At 55.4% G+C, this 17,182-nt stretch carries 11 protein-coding genes; 2 read left to right on the forward strand and 9 right to left on the reverse strand.

Translation table 11 applies throughout. The features are described from left to right. Positions 1-445 precede the first annotated feature (445 nt). Positions 446-1,939, forward strand: a complete 1,494-nt coding sequence (locus LQZ21_RS10865) for an HDOD domain-containing protein (protein WP_411044357.1) — start codon at positions 446-448, stop codon at positions 1,937-1,939. A gap of 20 nt (positions 1,940-1,959) precedes the next feature. On the opposite strand, the gene LQZ21_RS10870 is transcribed toward LQZ21_RS10865, so the two are convergent. The 9 genes from LQZ21_RS10870 to LQZ21_RS10910 all read right to left on the reverse strand — a co-directional run bounded on the left by LQZ21_RS10870 (position 1,960) and on the right by LQZ21_RS10910 (position 15,542). Beyond that, entirely contained in the window at positions 1,960-3,216 is a 1,257-nt protein-coding gene (locus LQZ21_RS10870) for an HD domain-containing protein (RefSeq protein WP_411044358.1), read from the reverse strand. A gap of 13 nt (positions 3,217-3,229) precedes the next feature. Further along, a complete protein-coding gene (locus LQZ21_RS10875) occupies positions 3,230-6,946 on the reverse strand; it encodes an alpha-amylase family protein (RefSeq protein ID WP_411044359.1) in 3,717 nt (1,238 codons plus the stop codon). Continuing rightward, entirely contained in the window at positions 6,943-8,961 is a 2,019-nt protein-coding gene (locus tag LQZ21_RS10880) for a 4-alpha-glucanotransferase (protein WP_411044360.1), read from the reverse strand. Before LQZ21_RS10880 ends, LQZ21_RS10875 begins: the two co-directional genes overlap by 4 nt. Before the next feature lie 139 nt (positions 8,962-9,100). Continuing rightward, positions 9,101-11,275 carry a glycoside hydrolase family 88/105 protein gene (locus LQZ21_RS10885; protein WP_411044361.1) on the reverse strand — a complete coding sequence of 725 codons (2,175 nt, stop codon included), beginning with the start codon at positions 11,273-11,275 and terminating at the stop codon, positions 9,101-9,103. 3 nt (positions 11,276-11,278) lie between these two features. Further along, a complete protein-coding gene (locus LQZ21_RS10890) occupies positions 11,279-12,136 on the reverse strand; it encodes a carbohydrate ABC transporter permease (RefSeq protein ID WP_411044362.1) in 858 nt (285 codons plus the stop codon). A gap of 10 nt (positions 12,137-12,146) precedes the next feature. Next, positions 12,147-13,046: a carbohydrate ABC transporter permease gene (locus tag LQZ21_RS10895; protein WP_411044363.1), complete on the reverse strand. Its 900-nt coding sequence runs from the start codon at positions 13,044-13,046 to the stop codon at positions 12,147-12,149. 9 nt (positions 13,047-13,055) lie between these two features. Beyond that, on the reverse strand, positions 13,056-13,892 hold the full coding sequence (gene kduI, locus LQZ21_RS10900; RefSeq protein ID WP_411044364.1) for a 5-dehydro-4-deoxy-D-glucuronate isomerase: 837 nt from the start codon (positions 13,890-13,892) through the stop codon (positions 13,056-13,058). A gap of 33 nt (positions 13,893-13,925) precedes the next feature. Then, a complete protein-coding gene (locus tag LQZ21_RS10905) occupies positions 13,926-14,624 on the reverse strand; it encodes a GntR family transcriptional regulator (protein ID WP_411044365.1) in 699 nt (232 codons plus the stop codon). 48 nt (positions 14,625-14,672) lie between these two features. Further along, positions 14,673-15,542 carry a sugar phosphate isomerase/epimerase family protein gene (locus LQZ21_RS10910; protein WP_411044366.1) on the reverse strand — a complete coding sequence of 290 codons (870 nt, stop codon included), beginning with the start codon at positions 15,540-15,542 and terminating at the stop codon, positions 14,673-14,675. 217 nt (positions 15,543-15,759) lie between these two features. Between LQZ21_RS10910 and LQZ21_RS10915 the strand changes: the two genes are divergently transcribed. Then, positions 15,760-17,046: an ABC transporter substrate-binding protein gene (locus LQZ21_RS10915; RefSeq protein ID WP_411044367.1), complete on the forward strand. Its 1,287-nt coding sequence runs from the start codon at positions 15,760-15,762 to the stop codon at positions 17,044-17,046. The last annotated feature ends 136 nt before the right edge of the window (positions 17,047-17,182 follow it).

Here is a 17,182-nt window from a genome sequence, read left to right on the forward strand (position 1 = left end):
AACCACACAAACCACACGAACAAAAGACAGGAAAAACCACGAACCACACGAACAATAGTAAGAAATTCACCACGAAGGCGCATAAGGCGAAGAAGGGAAGGAGTGAGGAATGTCTTCTAACTCCCCACTCCTCCCTCCTCTCTTAATCCTTCCTCTCATTTAATTGACCGCGTAGCGGTCTACTTTGCGCCTTCGTGGTTATTTCTTCCTCTTCGTTCGTGGTGTTCGAGTGGTTCGTGGTTAATTATTCCCCCTGTTCGTGGTGTTCGAGTGGTTCGTGGTTAATCATCTTCCCCCTATCCGACTGCCCCTGAAAGGTCCTTGCGTTAGAAGTCCATAGTATTATAAAATGATAAATGAAAAGATATGGTTTAAAAAGTATGGTCCTACCGGGTCCATCGGATATCGAAACCCATTGGGGTAGATTTTTTACGAGGAAAGAACCATGGCCCCTGCACAAGCATTGGTTGTTGATGAATTAAAAGTTAAAAAGGCCGTTCAAGCGGGAATACCCCTTACCATAACTACCTATACCCTGCCCCATGAGATAGAGATGTATATTGAACAGGTAATCACGATATTTCTTAAGCAGGTGGATCAGGATAAATTAAAGGATTATTTGGTTTATTGTGTGCAGGAACTGGCGGGAAATGCCAAAAAGGCCAATACCAAACGGGTATATTTTATGGAACGGGGGCTGGATCTCTCCAATAAAGAGGATTATAAAGCGGGGATGGCCACCTTTAAAGAAGATACCCTCTCCAATATAGCCTATTATCTGCACCTCCAGAAAACAAAAGGGCTCTATATCAAATTAATTTTACAGATCAAAAGCAATGTCATCTATGTGGAAGTACGGAACAATGCGGCGGCAACCAAAACCGAACTTATCCGAATCCACGATAAACTGGCCCGTTCCCGGCAATACAACAACCTGGAAGAGGCCCTATCCCAGGTATTGGACGATTCCGAGGGCGCGGGACTGGGGCTGGTTATTCTGGTGCTCATGCTCAAAAAAATGGGCCTGGATGAGGATTGTTTTGATATCCTGGGAACCGAAAAAGAGACCATCGCCCGGATTGTCATTCCCCTGGATAAGACCAGGATAGAAAATCTGGCCGTTCTTTCCGCCGCAATTGTCAATAACGTCAATTCCCTTCCCCAATTCCCGGAAAATATCATTCAGGTACAAAAAATGATCGGCGATCCCAAGGCGGAAATGGCCGATATCGCCCAACGGATCTCCATGGACCCGGCCTTAACCGCGGATCTGTTAAAAATCGTCAATTCCGCCCAGTATATGCTGCTCAAAAAGGTGGATAGTATCGCCGAAGCGGTAAAAATGGTGGGCATGCGGGGGATAAAAAACCTCCTCTATTCCTATGGAACCCTCAAAGTCCTGGGAGACGAGACGACGGATAAAAAACAACTATGGGAACACTGCTACAAAACCGCCTTTTATGCCTATAATCTGATAAAAAATTTCCATAAGGATAAGAATCTTCTGGATGACGCCTATTTGGGGGGAATACTCCATGATATGGGGAAGATCATCTTTGCCAATGTCCACCCGGAGCTCCTTGAAAAAATAAAAGAGTTCTGTACGGAAAAAAACCTGCCCGCCTCCACCTTTGAAGACCTGGCCGCCGGAATGAACCATGCGGAAATCGGGGCCCTGATCGCCGAAAAATGGAATTTCCCCGATTCCCTGGTGAACGCCATACGGTTCCACCACGATCCCGCCGCAGCTCCGGAACAGGATAAGGATCTGGTAGCAACCGTTTATCTGTCCAATATGTTCTGTGAATACGAAAAAGGTACGGTTACCTTTGATCAAATCGATCCGGCCGTGTTAAGTACCTTTGGCCTTACCTCAAAAAAACAAATCGACAATCTCCTGGAACGCTTCTCCCAGGGCTTCAACCGGGAAAACCAGTAGCGGGGGAACGCCGGGCTGTTTCAATGCCCCGGACCGCTGCGGAGGGCCAGCTTTTTTCCGTCCGCGGAACGGTAGGGGTTCCGGCGGTATCTGAGGTAGGCCTGATAGGCGGCGCTGCTCTCATAATAAGCGTCCAGGCCCTTAAAAGAGGAAGACTCATCACAACGGTAGAGTTCCATCAGGGTGGGGAAAAGGGGGCTGGCCATGATTTTTTCGGTCCTGGTCAGGGGCAGCCTGGGCAGGGCCGCGGGGAGCATGTGGTTTTTGACCAGATACACCGTATCCCCGATCAGGGCGGGGTCAAATTCAAGGCGCTCCAGAAATCTTCGGGCAACCCCGGCCCCCAATTCGGCGTGTCCGTCAAAACGGCGGCTCCCCGATGACTCCGAAAGGGGTTTGCCCGTATCGTGGAAAAGAAGGCCCAGGGACAGGCGGAGATCATAGGCCCTTCCCCCGCGGGCACTTGGTTTTCGGTACCGGAAGGTCTCCATCGTATGTTTCCACACATTACCTTCGGGATGAAATTCCTTGGAATGGTCCACATCGTCCAGGATACTGAATTCCGGCCAAAATTCGCCGATAAACCCGCAGCCCTTGAGCAGTTCCATCCCCAGATCCGGCCGGGGAGAGAGGAGCAGCCCGGTGAGCAGTACCCGCTGGCTTTCGGTTCCCGGGGCCAGACCCCAGGGCAGATCCTGAATCACCCGGATAATTTCCGCAAGACCACGCCCCTCCTCCATGCCGTAGCGGGCTAAAATCAACGCCCCCTCCATGGCGGCCCGGTAACGATCGGTCCCCGGCCGGGGAGTCATCCACCGGAGCTTTTCCCCGGGGGACACCCGCTTTGCCGGCCCCTCCCGGAGCAGGCGGATGATGGGGTATACCCCGCAGGGGTCCCGGAAATGCCGGGTGCTCCAGTCCTGGTTAAGGGAGAGGAGGGTAAACGCCGGGCTCCAGGATTCGGCGCTGCCGGGGAGGGCTTCTTCCAGATCCAGGCACCGGAAATACCAGCTCCGGCCCCCCGCTTCCAGGGCCCCATCGGCCAGGTCCACCCCGGGGAAGCGGAGGCGATCAAAAAACCGGGCCAGGACCGTAAGATCCGCATCGGTCTCTACCCAGGTGAAGGGCAGCGGGGCAAGCCCCAGGTACTGGTCTATGGCGCTGAACCCCCGGAGGCTGACCCGGTACCCCGCCGATACCAATGTTTCATAAACCCCCGGGCCGTCCTCGGGGGGCTCGTCCTGCCGGGCTTCGGGATTATCGCGGTGATGGTCCATAGATAACATCCCCTCATGGCTTTTTAGCGGTCTTTTTGGGGGCGGCTTTTTTCCCGGCCCGTTTCCCGCCGGCGGACTCCGGTTCTCCACCGCCTTCCGATAAAAGTTCAATGAGCCGTTCCAGTTTATACCCGGATGCCTTTTCGGCCCGCTCAAACCGGTCCGTCAATTTTGCGATCCCTTCCAGGCGGGCAAGCCACCGGGGATCCGTGGCTCCCGGCGCCGGGCGGGCGGTTTTTTTGTCTTTTCCCGCCAAGGCCCGGCCGGTTTTTCCCCGGGCCGCTTTGGATTTGGGCCGCCGTACCGCTTCCAGGGCGGCCTCCCCCTCCATAGCCAGGAACAGGGGCACGTAGAACAAGGCCTCCTCAAAGGATTCCTTGTTGAACCAGACCGTATCCTCAAAAAGATTTATCCCCAGAAGCTTTCTGAAATCTTCGGTATTATAATTCGCCAGAATCAAGGATTCCCCCAGGGGCGGAACCTGATAGGGGCCTATATCTTCCGGGCTGGTTCGGGAGAGGACCAGCCGCATAAGTTCAATAACCCGGTTTGCCTCATCCGCAGGGATCTCCAGGGGACTAAAACAATCCCGCAGCTTACGGTCCAAGCGCCAATGATCCATCAGGGCCGCGGCATCCGCCCCGGAGGCCCCTTCACCAATAATAGACCGAAGCAGGGACAGCGCCCCGTAGGCCAGGACAAAGTCGGCTATATAGGGTTTGGCCAGGACCCTTTCCCTGATTTTTTCCAGGAACCGGGCCGTATCCGTTCCCAGTTCCGCCGGGGCCTTGTTCCCGGTCACCAGGGTCCGGCGGTCAAAGTAGGCGGCAAATTCCTCCCAAATCCGCTCCGGTTCAATCGGAGGATGATCCCAGCCGGTATGGAAGGGATCGTAGCTGCCGCCGTTTATATATTCCCGGGCGGTGATGATAAAGTCCAGGACCGGTTTCCGCAAGGTCTCCGTATCCTGGGGTTTCTCTTTAAACAGCGTCATAAAGGGCCGGTACAACGCGCCCAGGAACAGATCCTGGATAGCCGCCTGCAGATCCGGCACGCCCCGGCCGGATAGTTCATGGTTAAGCCGCGCCCAGCGGCCGTTGAGATCGCCAACTTCGTGGATGTCGAGAAAAACCTGGGCATCGTACCCGCTGAGGGAGACAAAAAGGCCCCGCTCGTTTATATCTTTGGAGGATCGGATATACCACAGGCCGGAGCGCTGCTCCCGGAACAGGGTGAAATACCGCCCATCATTATGGAGGGAAAGGGCTTCGCCCAGGGTCTCCTGCCGGAAACTTCCGTCCTCCTGGGGTATGGCCGGGGAACTTTGGCGGATCCATCCCGAAGTGGCGTAATATGAGTTGTTATACAGTACCAGGGACCGGTCATCCCAGTCCCGGTTGGAATAGGCGAAGACATTTTCATTCACCCCCCCGTCGGCGATGAAAAGATCGTAGAGCCTGAAGGCGGCGCTCCCGGAAAAAACCGCCCGCTTTTTCATCAGGGGGAAGATCTCCCGTTCATGCCGGTCCACCAGGTAGGGATCCGCGGTCTCGTTCCGGTAGGAACGGCGGTACTCCATGCCGTACTTTTCCTCAAACCCCTCAATCTGACCGTGACCGAACATGGGCAGCCCCGGCATGGTCACAAGGAGGGTGCAGATCCCAAAGTATTTGTCCCCCTTGCCGAACTGGGCCACCGCGGTTTCCTCATCGGGGTTGTTCATAAAATTGACGAAACGCTTGAGGATCTCCGGGTCGAATTCCAGGGTGTTTTTGATGGTAGCCCGGTATTTGGCGTTTTCTTCGTTCTTGAGCATGTTCATAAAAGCGGAATTGTAAACCCGGTGCATCCCCAGGGTGCGGACAAAGTAGCCCTCCATCATCCAAAAGGCCTCCGCCAGGAGCAGGGTATTGGGGGCTTCTTCGGCGCAGCGATCCACCACCTCCCGCCAGAACTCGTTGGGGATACGCCGGTTAAACTCCTCGGTGGAGATGGCGTGTTCCGCCCGGCTGGCGATATCTCCGCCATGGCCGGGTTCCGGGTACCAGAGGCGCTGAATGTGGCGCTTGGCCAGGGTCATGGCCGCATCAAAACGGACGATAGAAAACTGCCGGCAAACCCCCACAATGGTGCGGATCACCGCCTCCCTTGCCTCGGGATTGAGGAAGTCGATCTGGGCGGTATCGTTCCAGGGCATGGAGGTCCCGTCATTGCCATGGTAGATGTACCGGACATCCCCGGTGTTGAAGTCTACCCGTTTAAAAACCACCGCCGCATCACTGCGGTTGTAGTAGTGATCCTCGATATACACCCCCACCCCGTCCCGGTTAGAGAGGTTGCCCCCGTTAAACGTATAGGTGGGGAAGGGAGGGTGCCAGAGTTGGAGGAAGCGGTCAGGATGCTCCATGACCCACCGGCTGTCTATCCCCGTATGGTTGGGGACCATGTCGGAACCCAGCCGTATCCCCCGCCGGCCGCAGCGTTCCCGGAGACTGGCCAGGCTTTCCCAGCCCCCCAGTTCCCCGGCAATGTCGTAGTCGTAGAGGCTGTAGGCGCTGGCCGCCGCCTCGGGGTTGCCGGTCCACTGCTTCACCGTCTTGGAGGCGTTACTCCGCTCCCAGAGGCCGATGAGCCAGAGCCCGCTAAAACCCCGGCGGGCAAGCTCGTCCAGTTCCTCATCGGGGATCTGGTCCAGCCGCTCTATGGGCCGGCCATACTTTTTGGTGAGCTGGTAGAGCCACACCAGGGTACTCTTGGCCAGAAGCACGGTCCGGGGCATCCAATCCTGGTCCGGGCTAAACCGCTCATACTCGTTATCCAGGGCGCCATAGGTGTATACCTGGGTTGGTCCGGGCCCAAAAAACGAGGGCTTCTCCTCCTCTTTGATAACATCCAGGCTGGTGAGCAGCCGAGCCATGTATTTTCCCAGGAGGAGCCCCCACTTCTTCCGCATAAACTCAAGCTGCCCGACTAAAGAATCCGGAGACGCCAGGGCGGGAGAGCGGAGGAGGTCCCAAAGGGAAAGGCCGTCGGGACCGAAGGGGGGCAGTTCCGCAAAATGGGCCCGGAGTTCGGCGATTGCCTGGACATAGACCGTCCGTTCCGTCAGATCCTGATCGTCAAAGAGGAATTTAAAGGGATTAAAGGCGGGATTGAGGTTTGCCAGGGCCAGCAGCAGAAGCTCCTCCACCGATAAGGACCGGCAGCTTTCCCCTGCTTCGGTTCCGTCCAGGTAGGTCTCCACCGTGGTCTTTCCCGCGTACACGGCCTGGGGGGGGAATTGGTCGGAAAAAAAACGCAGCAAAGCGGCGGACCGTTCCGGTCCCAAGGTATTTTCCAGCCTGGTCAGGGCCGTGTCAAAGGCGTCGGGCTGGACCTGCTGGCGGTACAGGGCGGCCATGTAGTGGAGGATCTCGTCAATAAGCCCCATGGCGTTGAGCTGCCCGGCCTTGATGACCCGTTCCGGCTGGGTTACGGGGTCAATCTTGGCGTTAAAGCGCCGGCTTAACTCCCGAACCTGGCGAAAATCAGCCAGGATTACGTTTCCCCGGAGGGAAAACAGGGTATGCTCCAGTCCGTATTCCTCCCGGACCTCCCGGCGGATATGAAATTCCATTATTGCCCGGCGTTTGTCGGCCCGCGGTCCCCTGCCGGACAAGACCGTCCCGGACTGCCCCCCGGCGGCCCGGGGAGCTTCAAATAAAGAGAGTTTTACTGGCAATGTGATCATGGTGATTCCTTGGATTTTTTTCCTAATTTCGGCTTAACTGAACCAAGCTTTTGAACGGCGTTCAGCAGGTCCTTGTCCCGGGAAAGTTCCGAAATGGGCGCCGGCAGCCGGTAGGTCCAGTTAAAGTCATTGGCGGTGCCCGGTACGTTGATCCGCTCCGAGCCGGAGTCCGGGGCATACCATTTGGGAGAGAGGTGCAGCAGATCCTGGATCTGGAACACCCGGAAACGGGAAGCCGCCGCCGCCGCCTTGTGGAGGAGGATCTTGGCGGTTCCCGGGTTATATATCTTAGGCAGGGAAGGCTCCCCGATAAACCCGCAAAAGTGCTGCTGATCCACTTCCCGGTCCCACCATTCCCGAACCGTGGAACTATCGTGTACCGCAAGGGTACACACGCTCAGTTCAGGGTACTCCTCAAAGGGAATATAGGGCTGGCCCTCGGCATTCCAGTCCCGGAACCAGCGGACCACCCGGAGTCCCAGGATGTTAAGTTTGGTCAGCACCCTGGGCACACAGCCGGGAACCGCCCCCAGGTCTTCGGCGCAGGGCAGCATGGGCGAAGAGGCGATAAGTACCTTTAAAAGTTTCTCCCCCTGTTTCTCCCAGATTTTCTCCGAGTCGACCCGTTTTTTTTCCAGCAGCTCTTCCAGGCTGCGCCGTTCCTCTTCGGAAAGGGAAGCGTAGCCCCGGGAATTCCGGTAAAACCACACCGGCGCAAAGCGGCCCTTTTCATACTCCAGAAAAATCCGGTTGTGCCATGCCCACAGCAGGTAGCTCCGGGCCGCGGGGTGGAGGCCCAGGGCTTCAATATCCTTTTCTCCCCGGATCGTGTCCTTAAAAAGCCATAGTTCCTCCTGCCCGATCCGGTCCAGGGCCTGGGAAAACACCCGCTCCGCCTCGGCGGCAGCGTCGTTGGACTCCCGAATTCCCTCCCGCAGGGCGTTCCAGACCTCCCCCGAGGGGAGGTGGGGCTGGGAAATCCAGCGGATCCGGGGCTTATCAAAGCCCAGGCCGGTAAGATCCTGGAGCTCGACGGGAACCGCGGGGATGTACCTCCCCAAAATGGAGGAATTGTCCCCGTGGGGGGAAGCCCAGATCCGGAAAAAGCCCAGCACATGATCTATGCGATAGGCCTGGTAATACTTCTCCGCGGTTTTGAGCCGCTGCCGCCACCAGGCATAGTCGTCCTTGGCCTGGGCCTCCCAATCGTAGATGGGAAAGCCCCAGTTCTGCCCGTCCGGGCTGTACATATCCGGAGGGGCGCCGGCGGAAAGGTCCCGGCGGAAATACTCAGGGTGGGCCCAAACATCGCAGGAGTCTTCGTTCATAAGGATGGGAAGGTCCCCTTCCAGGAGTATTCCGGCTTCGGCCAGGGCCGCCGCCGCCCGGCTGAATTGGGTGTCCAGGGCCTCCTGTATCCAGGCCCAGAAAAGATGCTCCTCCCGGTATGGTTCATTCCCCCAAAGGGCCTCGATGTCCTTCGCCGTTACGGTACGGTGGGAGGCCCAGTCCTTCCAGCTTTTTTCACCGTTTTTTTCCTTCAGCCGCCGGTACACGGCGTATTCTTTGACCCAGGGGTTAGTATCAATCCATTTTCCCAGGGGGCCCTTGGGCTTTGCCCGTTCCCCAATCTCTGTTTTGTGGGCGGCATAGATCTTCCTGAGGAGATCCATCTTTGCCCGGAGGATCTCGCCATAGGGAAACCGCTCTTTTTTTTCAAACCGCCGGCTGATCTCTTCAAGGTCCTGGGTATATGACGCCGCCTCCGGCAGGTCCCCGATCCTCAGGTACAGGGGATGCAGGGCAAAGGCCGTCAAGGCGCTGTAGGGGGAACTCTCATACCCCGTATCGTTTACCGGCAAAAGCTGGATTAAGCCCACCCCCATTTTAACGCACCATTGGGCAAATTCCACCAGATCCGGAAATTCCCCCACCCCCAGCGTCCGTTCGCCCCGAAGGGCTCCCACCGGGACGACCGTTCCGATTAACCGATGATTCCCTTGGGTATTAGCCATATAGTCCTCCCCAAATATCCGCAATAATACTAAGTATAGTACGAATCAGGAACCAAGTAAACGCACATGCAGCGGCGCTAAGAAATTTTGTTCGTGAGGTTCATGGTTTTTTTCTGTCCTTTTCAGGACAGTCCCAAAACTAAGCGGAGTTGGGGTTCATTTCCCGTAGTTTGAGAATTTCCGTACCCGCCAGGAGGACGATGCCGATGCCGTGGGTATCGTTGAGCCGGGGCAGGAGGTGTTCCGCATAATACCGCGGATTAAAGGCGAATTCAGAACCCCGGCAGACCCCGTGGATATTGCCTGACCTGTCAATCGCGTAACGTTCCAGGGCCTTCCATGCCTTTGCCGCCGCTTCATGGTAGGGCAACGGGTCTTTCAGCCAGCCGCGGCGGATCCCCCGGGAGAAAGCGCAGATGAACATGGCGGTACAGGAGGTTTCAGGATAGGAACCGGGCATGTTGAGGACCTGATGCCACATGCCGTTTTCGTCCTGACAGGCAAGGAAACCGGCACAGAGGTCCCGGAAAAACCCGATCAAAAAGCTCCGCCGGGGATGGTCTTCGGGCAGCGCCAACAGGAGTTCGGAAAGGGAAAAAACCGTCCAGCCGTTTCCCCGGCCCCAGGGTACGCCGGTGTTCATCTTCCGCGTAAAGTCGTACACATGGGCCATGAGTTTTTCATCTTCCAGGTACAGAAGTTTTTTAAACCCTTCAAATTGCGCGGCCGCGTCGTCAAGGATCGAAGGGTCCTTTTTATAGGCGGCGTAACGGCAGAGAAAGGGAACGCTCATGTAGAGGTCATCGGCCCAGAGGGTGCCGTTGTGGAACCGGTGCATGAGGTTCTTGCGGAAAAAAGTGCCGTCCTCCAGCCGGTCCTGGCGGCGCAGGATAAAATCGCCCACCAATTCCACCGCCTGGCGGTAATCCCCCAGGTCCCGGTCCCGGGCGGCTTCCAAAACCAGGGCGCCAAAGGAACCGCAATCATCCAGACTGTCGATGGACGTTAAAAGATGGTGTACCGCCGAAGAACCCCCGAAATGATCCCGGTCAAAAAGGGCGTAATCCAGGGTCCGCAGGGACCGGCGCAGGTGGCTTGAAACGTAAGAACCCACGGTACCAGGCCTTCCCTTTTTCTCAAAGTAACGGGCCGTTTCCGTCAGGCCATAGAGGGTAACCCCCAGGGGGTAGTTCCAATGGCCGTAGAGGGGGTTGTCGTTGTAAACCCGCATCCACCCTCCGGGGAGGTCTATGCGCCACCAGGTCTTTTCATCCCCTTCCCCCACCAAAAGATCGGGATCGAATTGAAGCAAAGCCTTTTCCGGGGTCGTATCGAAAGGTCCGGCATAAATCCAGGGAAAGGCCCCGCCTTCCCCAAAAAAGGGGTTTCCCAAGGAAAATTCCGTCCCCACCCCGATAGAAACACGGTCCACCGAAAAGTCCCAGGCCCCGGCCGCGGGACCTTCGCTTATCACCGCAAGCTCATTTTTCCCCGGCCCCAGATCCGCGGTAATTTCAAAAACGCCGGAACCTTCTTTTTCAAAGACCTTTTCGCCGTTCACAAAAAACGAACATTTTCCTTCATACCGTCCCCGGATAACGCAGGGGGTACCGGCAACCGCTTCCACCCGGGTCCTCGCCAGGGCGCGTTTTCCCGGCGCCTTGCCGAAAATGCGGCCGAAAACGCCGGCCCGGGCTTCTTCGGCCTTCCAGGCGGGCAGGGGAAGGCAGCGGGGCGATAAAACTTCGGGGGAGAGGTCCTTGAGGGATTCGGCCAGGGGCAGGGTGTAATCAAAGCCCTCAATTTCCGGGAAGGATGCATTCCCGCGATAAAAGTAGTAGGCCAGTTTCCCCAGCCAGGCGCCGAATTCGCCGCCGAACCCTGCCTTGGTACGGGTAAACCGTATCACCAGATGATTCCAGCCCTTTTTGACCGGCAGGCTCAGGGAGACCGGATTATCCTCATACCGCTCCGCCAAAAAATCGGTGCCGTAAATTTTTTCACCGTTCACCCAGAGCTTGGCAGGCCCCCGGGGTATCAGGGTAAACAGAAGGGTCCCCTCGGTTTCCGCCAGGTACTTCCCCCAAACATACACCAAGGAGCCCGGGGGCGCATCGGGAAAGATCGAGGAAAAATCAGCTTCGTAACGGGAATCCCGGTTCCGGCGCAAGCCCCGGGTGGTAAAGGGCCGGGCCGTATAGGGATAGGGCGGATTGGCGGCCATATAACGGCCGGCAATAACCGTCAAGGTTTTTTCGATGTCCCCGTGGCCGCGCCTGCCGGCCGATTCGGCCTCATCAAAATAATAGCCCATGCTTCAACCCTTAAGACCCGACGTAACAAGTCCCTGTACAATGTACTTTTGAAAGACAATAAATACGGCAAAAACCGGGATCAGCGAAAGGGTCCCCATGGCAAAGATGGCGCCCCAATCGGTGGAAGTCATGGGATCGCTGAACATCCGCAGGGCCAGGGAAACCGTAAAACTGCGGGGCCGGTTCAAATACAGGAGGGGCCCCAGAAAGTCATCCCAGCGCCAGTAAAAGCTGAAAATCGTGGAGGTAATGACCGCCGGTTTTATCAGGGGAAAGAGGATCCGCGCGAAAACCGTGAATTTATTGCAGCCGTCTATCATGGCCGACTGGTCAAGCTCCGAGGGGATGCCCTTGATAAACTGGACCATCAGAAAGATGAAAAAGGCCTGGCCGCAAAACTGGGGTACGATAAGGGGCAGGAAGGTGTTTACCCAGCCTATCTTCTGAAAGATGATAAACTGGGGCACCATCACTACCTGGTAGGGCAGCATGAGGGTAAGGAACATGCAGCTATACCAGAACCCGTTCCCCCTGAAATGGATCCGGGCGAACCCGTAGGCCACCAGGGCCGAAGATAATACCGCCCCCAGGGTTGAAAGGATCGTGTAAAAAAAAGAATTGCCGAAAAACGTGGCAAAGGTGGTAGCGTTGTTGTACTTCCAGCCCCGCAGGTAATTATCAAGCCTGAAATCTTTGGGAATAAGCGAAACCGTATTAAAGATCTCCCGGGTTTCCTTAAAGGAGTTTGCGATCATCCACAATATGGGGTAGAGCATAAAAAAACCCAGGATGATTACGCCGCAGTGAAAAGCGGCGTCATTCAACAGCAGATGTAGTTTTCTTGTTTGCATCTTGGTCATCTTTCACCCCCTATGATTCGTAAAACACCCATTTGCTGGATGTTTTGAAGATGATCCCCGTAAAAAGGGCGATGATCAAAACCAGCACCCAGGCCATAGCCGAGGCGTATCCCATGTCAAAATATTTGAACGCCCGCTGGTAAAGGTACAGGGCGTACACCAGGGTCGCATACTGGGGGTCCCCGGAGCCGCCGGATACCACAAAGGCCTGGGTAAACACCGTAAAACCGTTGATAAGCTGCATAATCAAATTGAAGAAGATCACCGAAGTCATCTGGGGCAGGGTAATGTTGAGGAATTTTCTGAAGGGTCCGGCCCCGTCAATGGAGGCGGCTTCGTAATAGGTGATGGGGATCTGCCGCAGACCCGCGAGAAAGATCAGCATGGAAGAACCGAATTGCCACACCGCAAGGATGATGAGGGTCCAGATGGCCGTATCGGGCCGGCCTATCCAACTGACGGTGGACTTAATGCCGATAAGGGTCAGGCCGGCGTTGAGGGCGCCGTCGGACATAAAAAGCCTGCGCCACATCACCGCAATGGCAATACTCCCCCCGACAATGGAGGGAAGGTAGTACACCGCCTGATAGAGCCGGATCATGCGGGAGGCCCGGCGGAAGGTAAGGGCCACAAAAAAGGCAAAGATGAGCCGCAGGGGAACCGAAACAAAGGCGTAATAGAAGGTAACCCCCAGGGACTTCCAGAAAAGTTCATCCCCCAGCATACGCCTGAAATTTTTTAATCCCGAAAAGATCGGTGTCGCCAGGATGTCGTAATCGGTAAACGAATAATAAAGGGAAATGAATATGGGAAATATGGCGAAGGCGAAAAAGCCCGCAAGCCAGGGGCTGATGAAGGCGTAGCCCGCCAGGTCTTCGTGGAGGCGCCGTTTCGCCATAGTATAGATCATAACTCCCTCCTATCGCAGGTCCGGAGCCGGTACCACATCCATATCGTCGAAGGTCTGATTTTCCCCGGCCATTGCCCAGATAAAGGTGTAAGAAGCGGTGCCCGCTCCCGCATGAATCGACCAGGAGGGGGAGATAACCGCATCCTCGTTTCGCAGCACCAGATGCCGGGTTTCCTTCGGCTCCCCGTGCATGTGGAAGACCACGGCGCCGGGATCGAGGTCAAAGTAAAAATAAACTTCCATACGCCGTTCATGGGTATGACAGGGCATGGTATTCCACACCGAACCCTTCTCCAGAACGGTCATTCCCATCACCAACTGGCAGCTCTGACAAACCGCGGGATGCACATACTGGTAGATGGTACGGACATTCACATTGGCCTGGTCGCCGAGCTTCCGGGGATTCGCCTTTTCAATGGGGATAAACACCGTGGGATAGGCCGTATGGGCAGGGGCGCTGGCCAGGTAGAATTTCGGCGGGTCCGCCGGGTCCCGGGAAGCAAACCGTACCTCCTGTACCCCTTTGCCGATGTAAAGGCCGTCGCCTTTTTTCATGTCATAGTCCTGACCCCCGGCCTGTACCCTGCCCGTGCCGGCGATACAGATAATGCCGATCTCCCGGCGATCCAGGAAAACATCGCTGCCGAAATCCTTGCCCCCCGCAAGGGCAAGTTCCTTTTTTACCGGCGCCGCCCCGCCAAAGACCACCCGGTCGGTATGGGTATAACACAGGCTTATCTCATCGGGAATAAAAACCTTGTCGAAGAGAAAATGGGAGCGCAGCGCCGCGGTATCGTAGTGTTTTACATCCTCAGGGTGCTCGGCGTATCGTTTTTCTAAATTCATACGTACCTCCTTTTTTGCCGGCCGCCCGGCTGTTCAGGCGTCCTTTTCAAAGTAACCTGCATATTCGGTATAGATCCGCTTGCCAAGCCGCCGTATACCACCGTTGAAGTGTTTGGTGAAAAAAGGTTCCACTTCATCCTTTTTTTTATGCTCAATAATTGAAAAAATTTTTTCGTGTTCCTTTACAATGGCCCTGAAATTCTGCACCCCCACAATGTCCAGCATCCTGAAACGGGTGTAATGCACCTGGGCATGCTGGATCTTCCGCCAAAGAAAATCCATGTCCATGGCGCTGAACCATATCCGGTGAAAAGCCGAATCTTCGTTGTAAAAATCCTGGGGAGTAAAATCAGTGTCCAGGAGCACGATCTGCTTGCGCAGAAAATAACGCAGTTTTTCCATCAACAGGCTGTCGTTCAGGTCAATAAAATCCCGGACCACCTTTGACTCTATGGCGATCCGCATGTAGATCATTTGTTTTATCTGATGAAGGTTTATAAGCCTGACCCTGGTTTCCTTGTAGGGGACTATTTCTATGAGCCCTATATCGGAAAGCCGCTGAAAGACGCTGCGTACCGGCGTGCGGGAAACGGAAAAGCGGCTGCAGATTTCGCCCTCCGATATCACCGCCCCCGGGGGAATAGTCAGGTTAAGGATATCTCTTTTGAGAATGGTGTAAATATTTTTTACATTGTCCTGCTGCTGCGGGACTATCGTTACTACATCGGCCATGGCTTCCTCAAAAAACGAATGTGTACAAATTCAATATGTGTATACAATCTATAGCTCCTCTGATTTTTTGCTAATGATTTTCGCCGCGGTTTCCCGGAGGAAGGCGGCGCAGCCCCGGCCCGTCAGGGGGCCGCTGTTTTCAAGGAGCAGATCAACCCCGGGCTTTTTCTCCATGAGGAGCTGTAAGAGGCAGGGCCAGTCCAGTTCCCCGGCCCCCGCAGGAAGGTCCCCGATCTTCCTGCCCCCCTCCATCCTGAAATCCTTGAGGTGTACCGCCATGATCCTGCTCCCCAGGACATCCAGGGCTTCCCTGAAAAATTCTTCCTGAGTGCGGGCAAGGCCGTTATTGGGGATGAGGTTCACGGGATCGTAAATAACGCCCAGGGCGGGCGACGGGAAACGCTCAATGAGTTCCTGCATTAATTCGATTGAAGAAAGGGTGTGGCAGTCCGCAACCCCCTCGATTCCTACTATGGAACCGCACTTTTCAGCGGTTTTGAGGAGCCGCTCCACGGAAGAACAGAGCAGATCGAAGGTTTCCCGTTTTTTTGTATCCGGATGCCAGGAACAGTCGGGATTACAGGAGCCGGTTTCAGTGCCCACCAGGGAACAACCGAAATCCCGGCAGAAGCGAAGGTGTTCTTCAAACCGCCTGAGGCTCCGTTCCCGTTCGTCCCGGTCAGGGTGTACCGGATTGATATAACAGCCAAGAACGGCAATGGCGATACCCTTTTCCGCAAAGGTTTTCCCCACGCTCCGGGCATAACCGGGGCTGAGCGCCCCCGCGGGCGGCGGGCAGGGAAAGACCTTTGACAGGGCAAGCTGTACGGATTCCACCCCATAAGCGGCAATGGTTTTGGCGAGTTCCGCCGGGGGGAGGCAGCCGTAATCATGGGCTCTAAAGCCTAGCCGTATCATGGGATCAGTATAAAAGACTTTTAAAAAAATGTAAAGCGTTTTTTGAATTTTATGTTGACAGGTTGGATAAACAGTTCTATAATGTATTCAACTTTATACTATGTATACAAATATTATTTTTTGTATACTATATGCTGAGGCTGTCTCAAAATACCATTGTTTGAAACAGGCTCTGCTTATTTTAATAACCGCGGAAGCGGTAAAAACAGGAGGAAATATGAAAAAGATTGGTTTAATCCTGGCGGCATTGCTTTTGCCGGCATTGGCCTTTGGCACCGGCGGAAAGGAAGGCGGCAGCGGGGCTGCAAACAATTACCTGCGCCTCGCCTGGTGGGGAAACACGGTTCGGGACGAGCGGACGCTCAAGACCGTGGAACTGTACCAGAACCAGAATCCCGGAGTCACCATCGAGACTGAAACCACCGGCTGGGCAGGGTACTGGGACAAACTCAACACCCAGGCCGCTGCCGGAAACCTGCCGGATCTCATTCAGCAGGATTACGGATATATCCTGCAATGGGCGGGGAGAAATCAGCTTAAAGACCTGACCCCCTATACCCAGAACGGCACCATCAATGTTTCCCGGATCCCCGAATCAGTCCTGGCCGCGGGGAAACTCAACGGCAAACTCTATGCCATAAGCCTGGGAACCAACGCCTTTGGCATTGCCTATGATCCGGCGGTTCTCGCCAAAGCCGGGGTCAGCTTTGACAGCTCCAAATGGACCCTGAAAGAGTTTGAAAATATCGCCCTGACGGTTTACCAGAAAACAGGGATCAAAACCCTGCCCTTCTCCACCACCGATCCCAAGGTGAGTTTCGACAACTTTATCCGTCAGACCGGGAAGTCCTTCTTTTCCGCCGACGGCAAGAGCCTGGGTTTCACCGACGGCGCCATGCTCAAGGAATTCTGGGATCTGCAGCTCCGCCTCCTGGACGCGGGCGCCCTGGTTCCCGCGGATCAGTCTTTTATCACCGTAAGCGTAGAGGAAGACCCCTTCTCCAAAGGCCAATCCTGGTGTCAATTCATCTGGAGCAACCAGTTCGTGGCTACCGCTAACGGCGCCAACCGGCCCATAGAATTGGCCCTTTTCCCGTCAATTCCTAACGCGGTTCGGGTCGGGACCTTCCTCAAGCCTTCGATGTTCTTTAGCATCACCGCCAATGCCGAAAACCCGGATCTGGCGGCCAAGGTCTTCAACTTCTTCCTGAACGACAAGGGCGCCAATGACATCCTCATGGCGGAACGGGGAGTGCCGGTTCCCGAAGATGTACGGGAGTATCTTGCCGGCAAGGTTGACCCCATAAACCAAAAGATCTTCGCCTTTGTTACCCTGGCGGCGGCCAATTCCAGCGTCATCGATCCCCCGGATCCTGCCGCTGCCGGTGAAATTCTCGCCCTGTTCAGGGACACCACCGTACAGGTGCTCAACAAGAGCGTTTCTTCCGCGGACGGGGTCACCCGCTTTATAACCCGGGCGAATCAAATCCTGGGCGGTAATTAACCAACCGGGACGGTTTCAATAGGGTAACGTGGGTTAATGGAATACTAAGGAACTGTTCAAAAATAACTTGCCCAAAAGGGCAAGTTATTTCGTTATTGCGTAAGCAATTAGAATAAAATGCATCGCATTTTATTCT

It is taken from the genome of Treponema sp. TIM-1, from assembly GCF_046533115.1.
In the GTDB taxonomy this organism is placed as follows: Bacteria; Spirochaetota; Spirochaetia; order Treponematales; family Breznakiellaceae; genus JAIRMO01.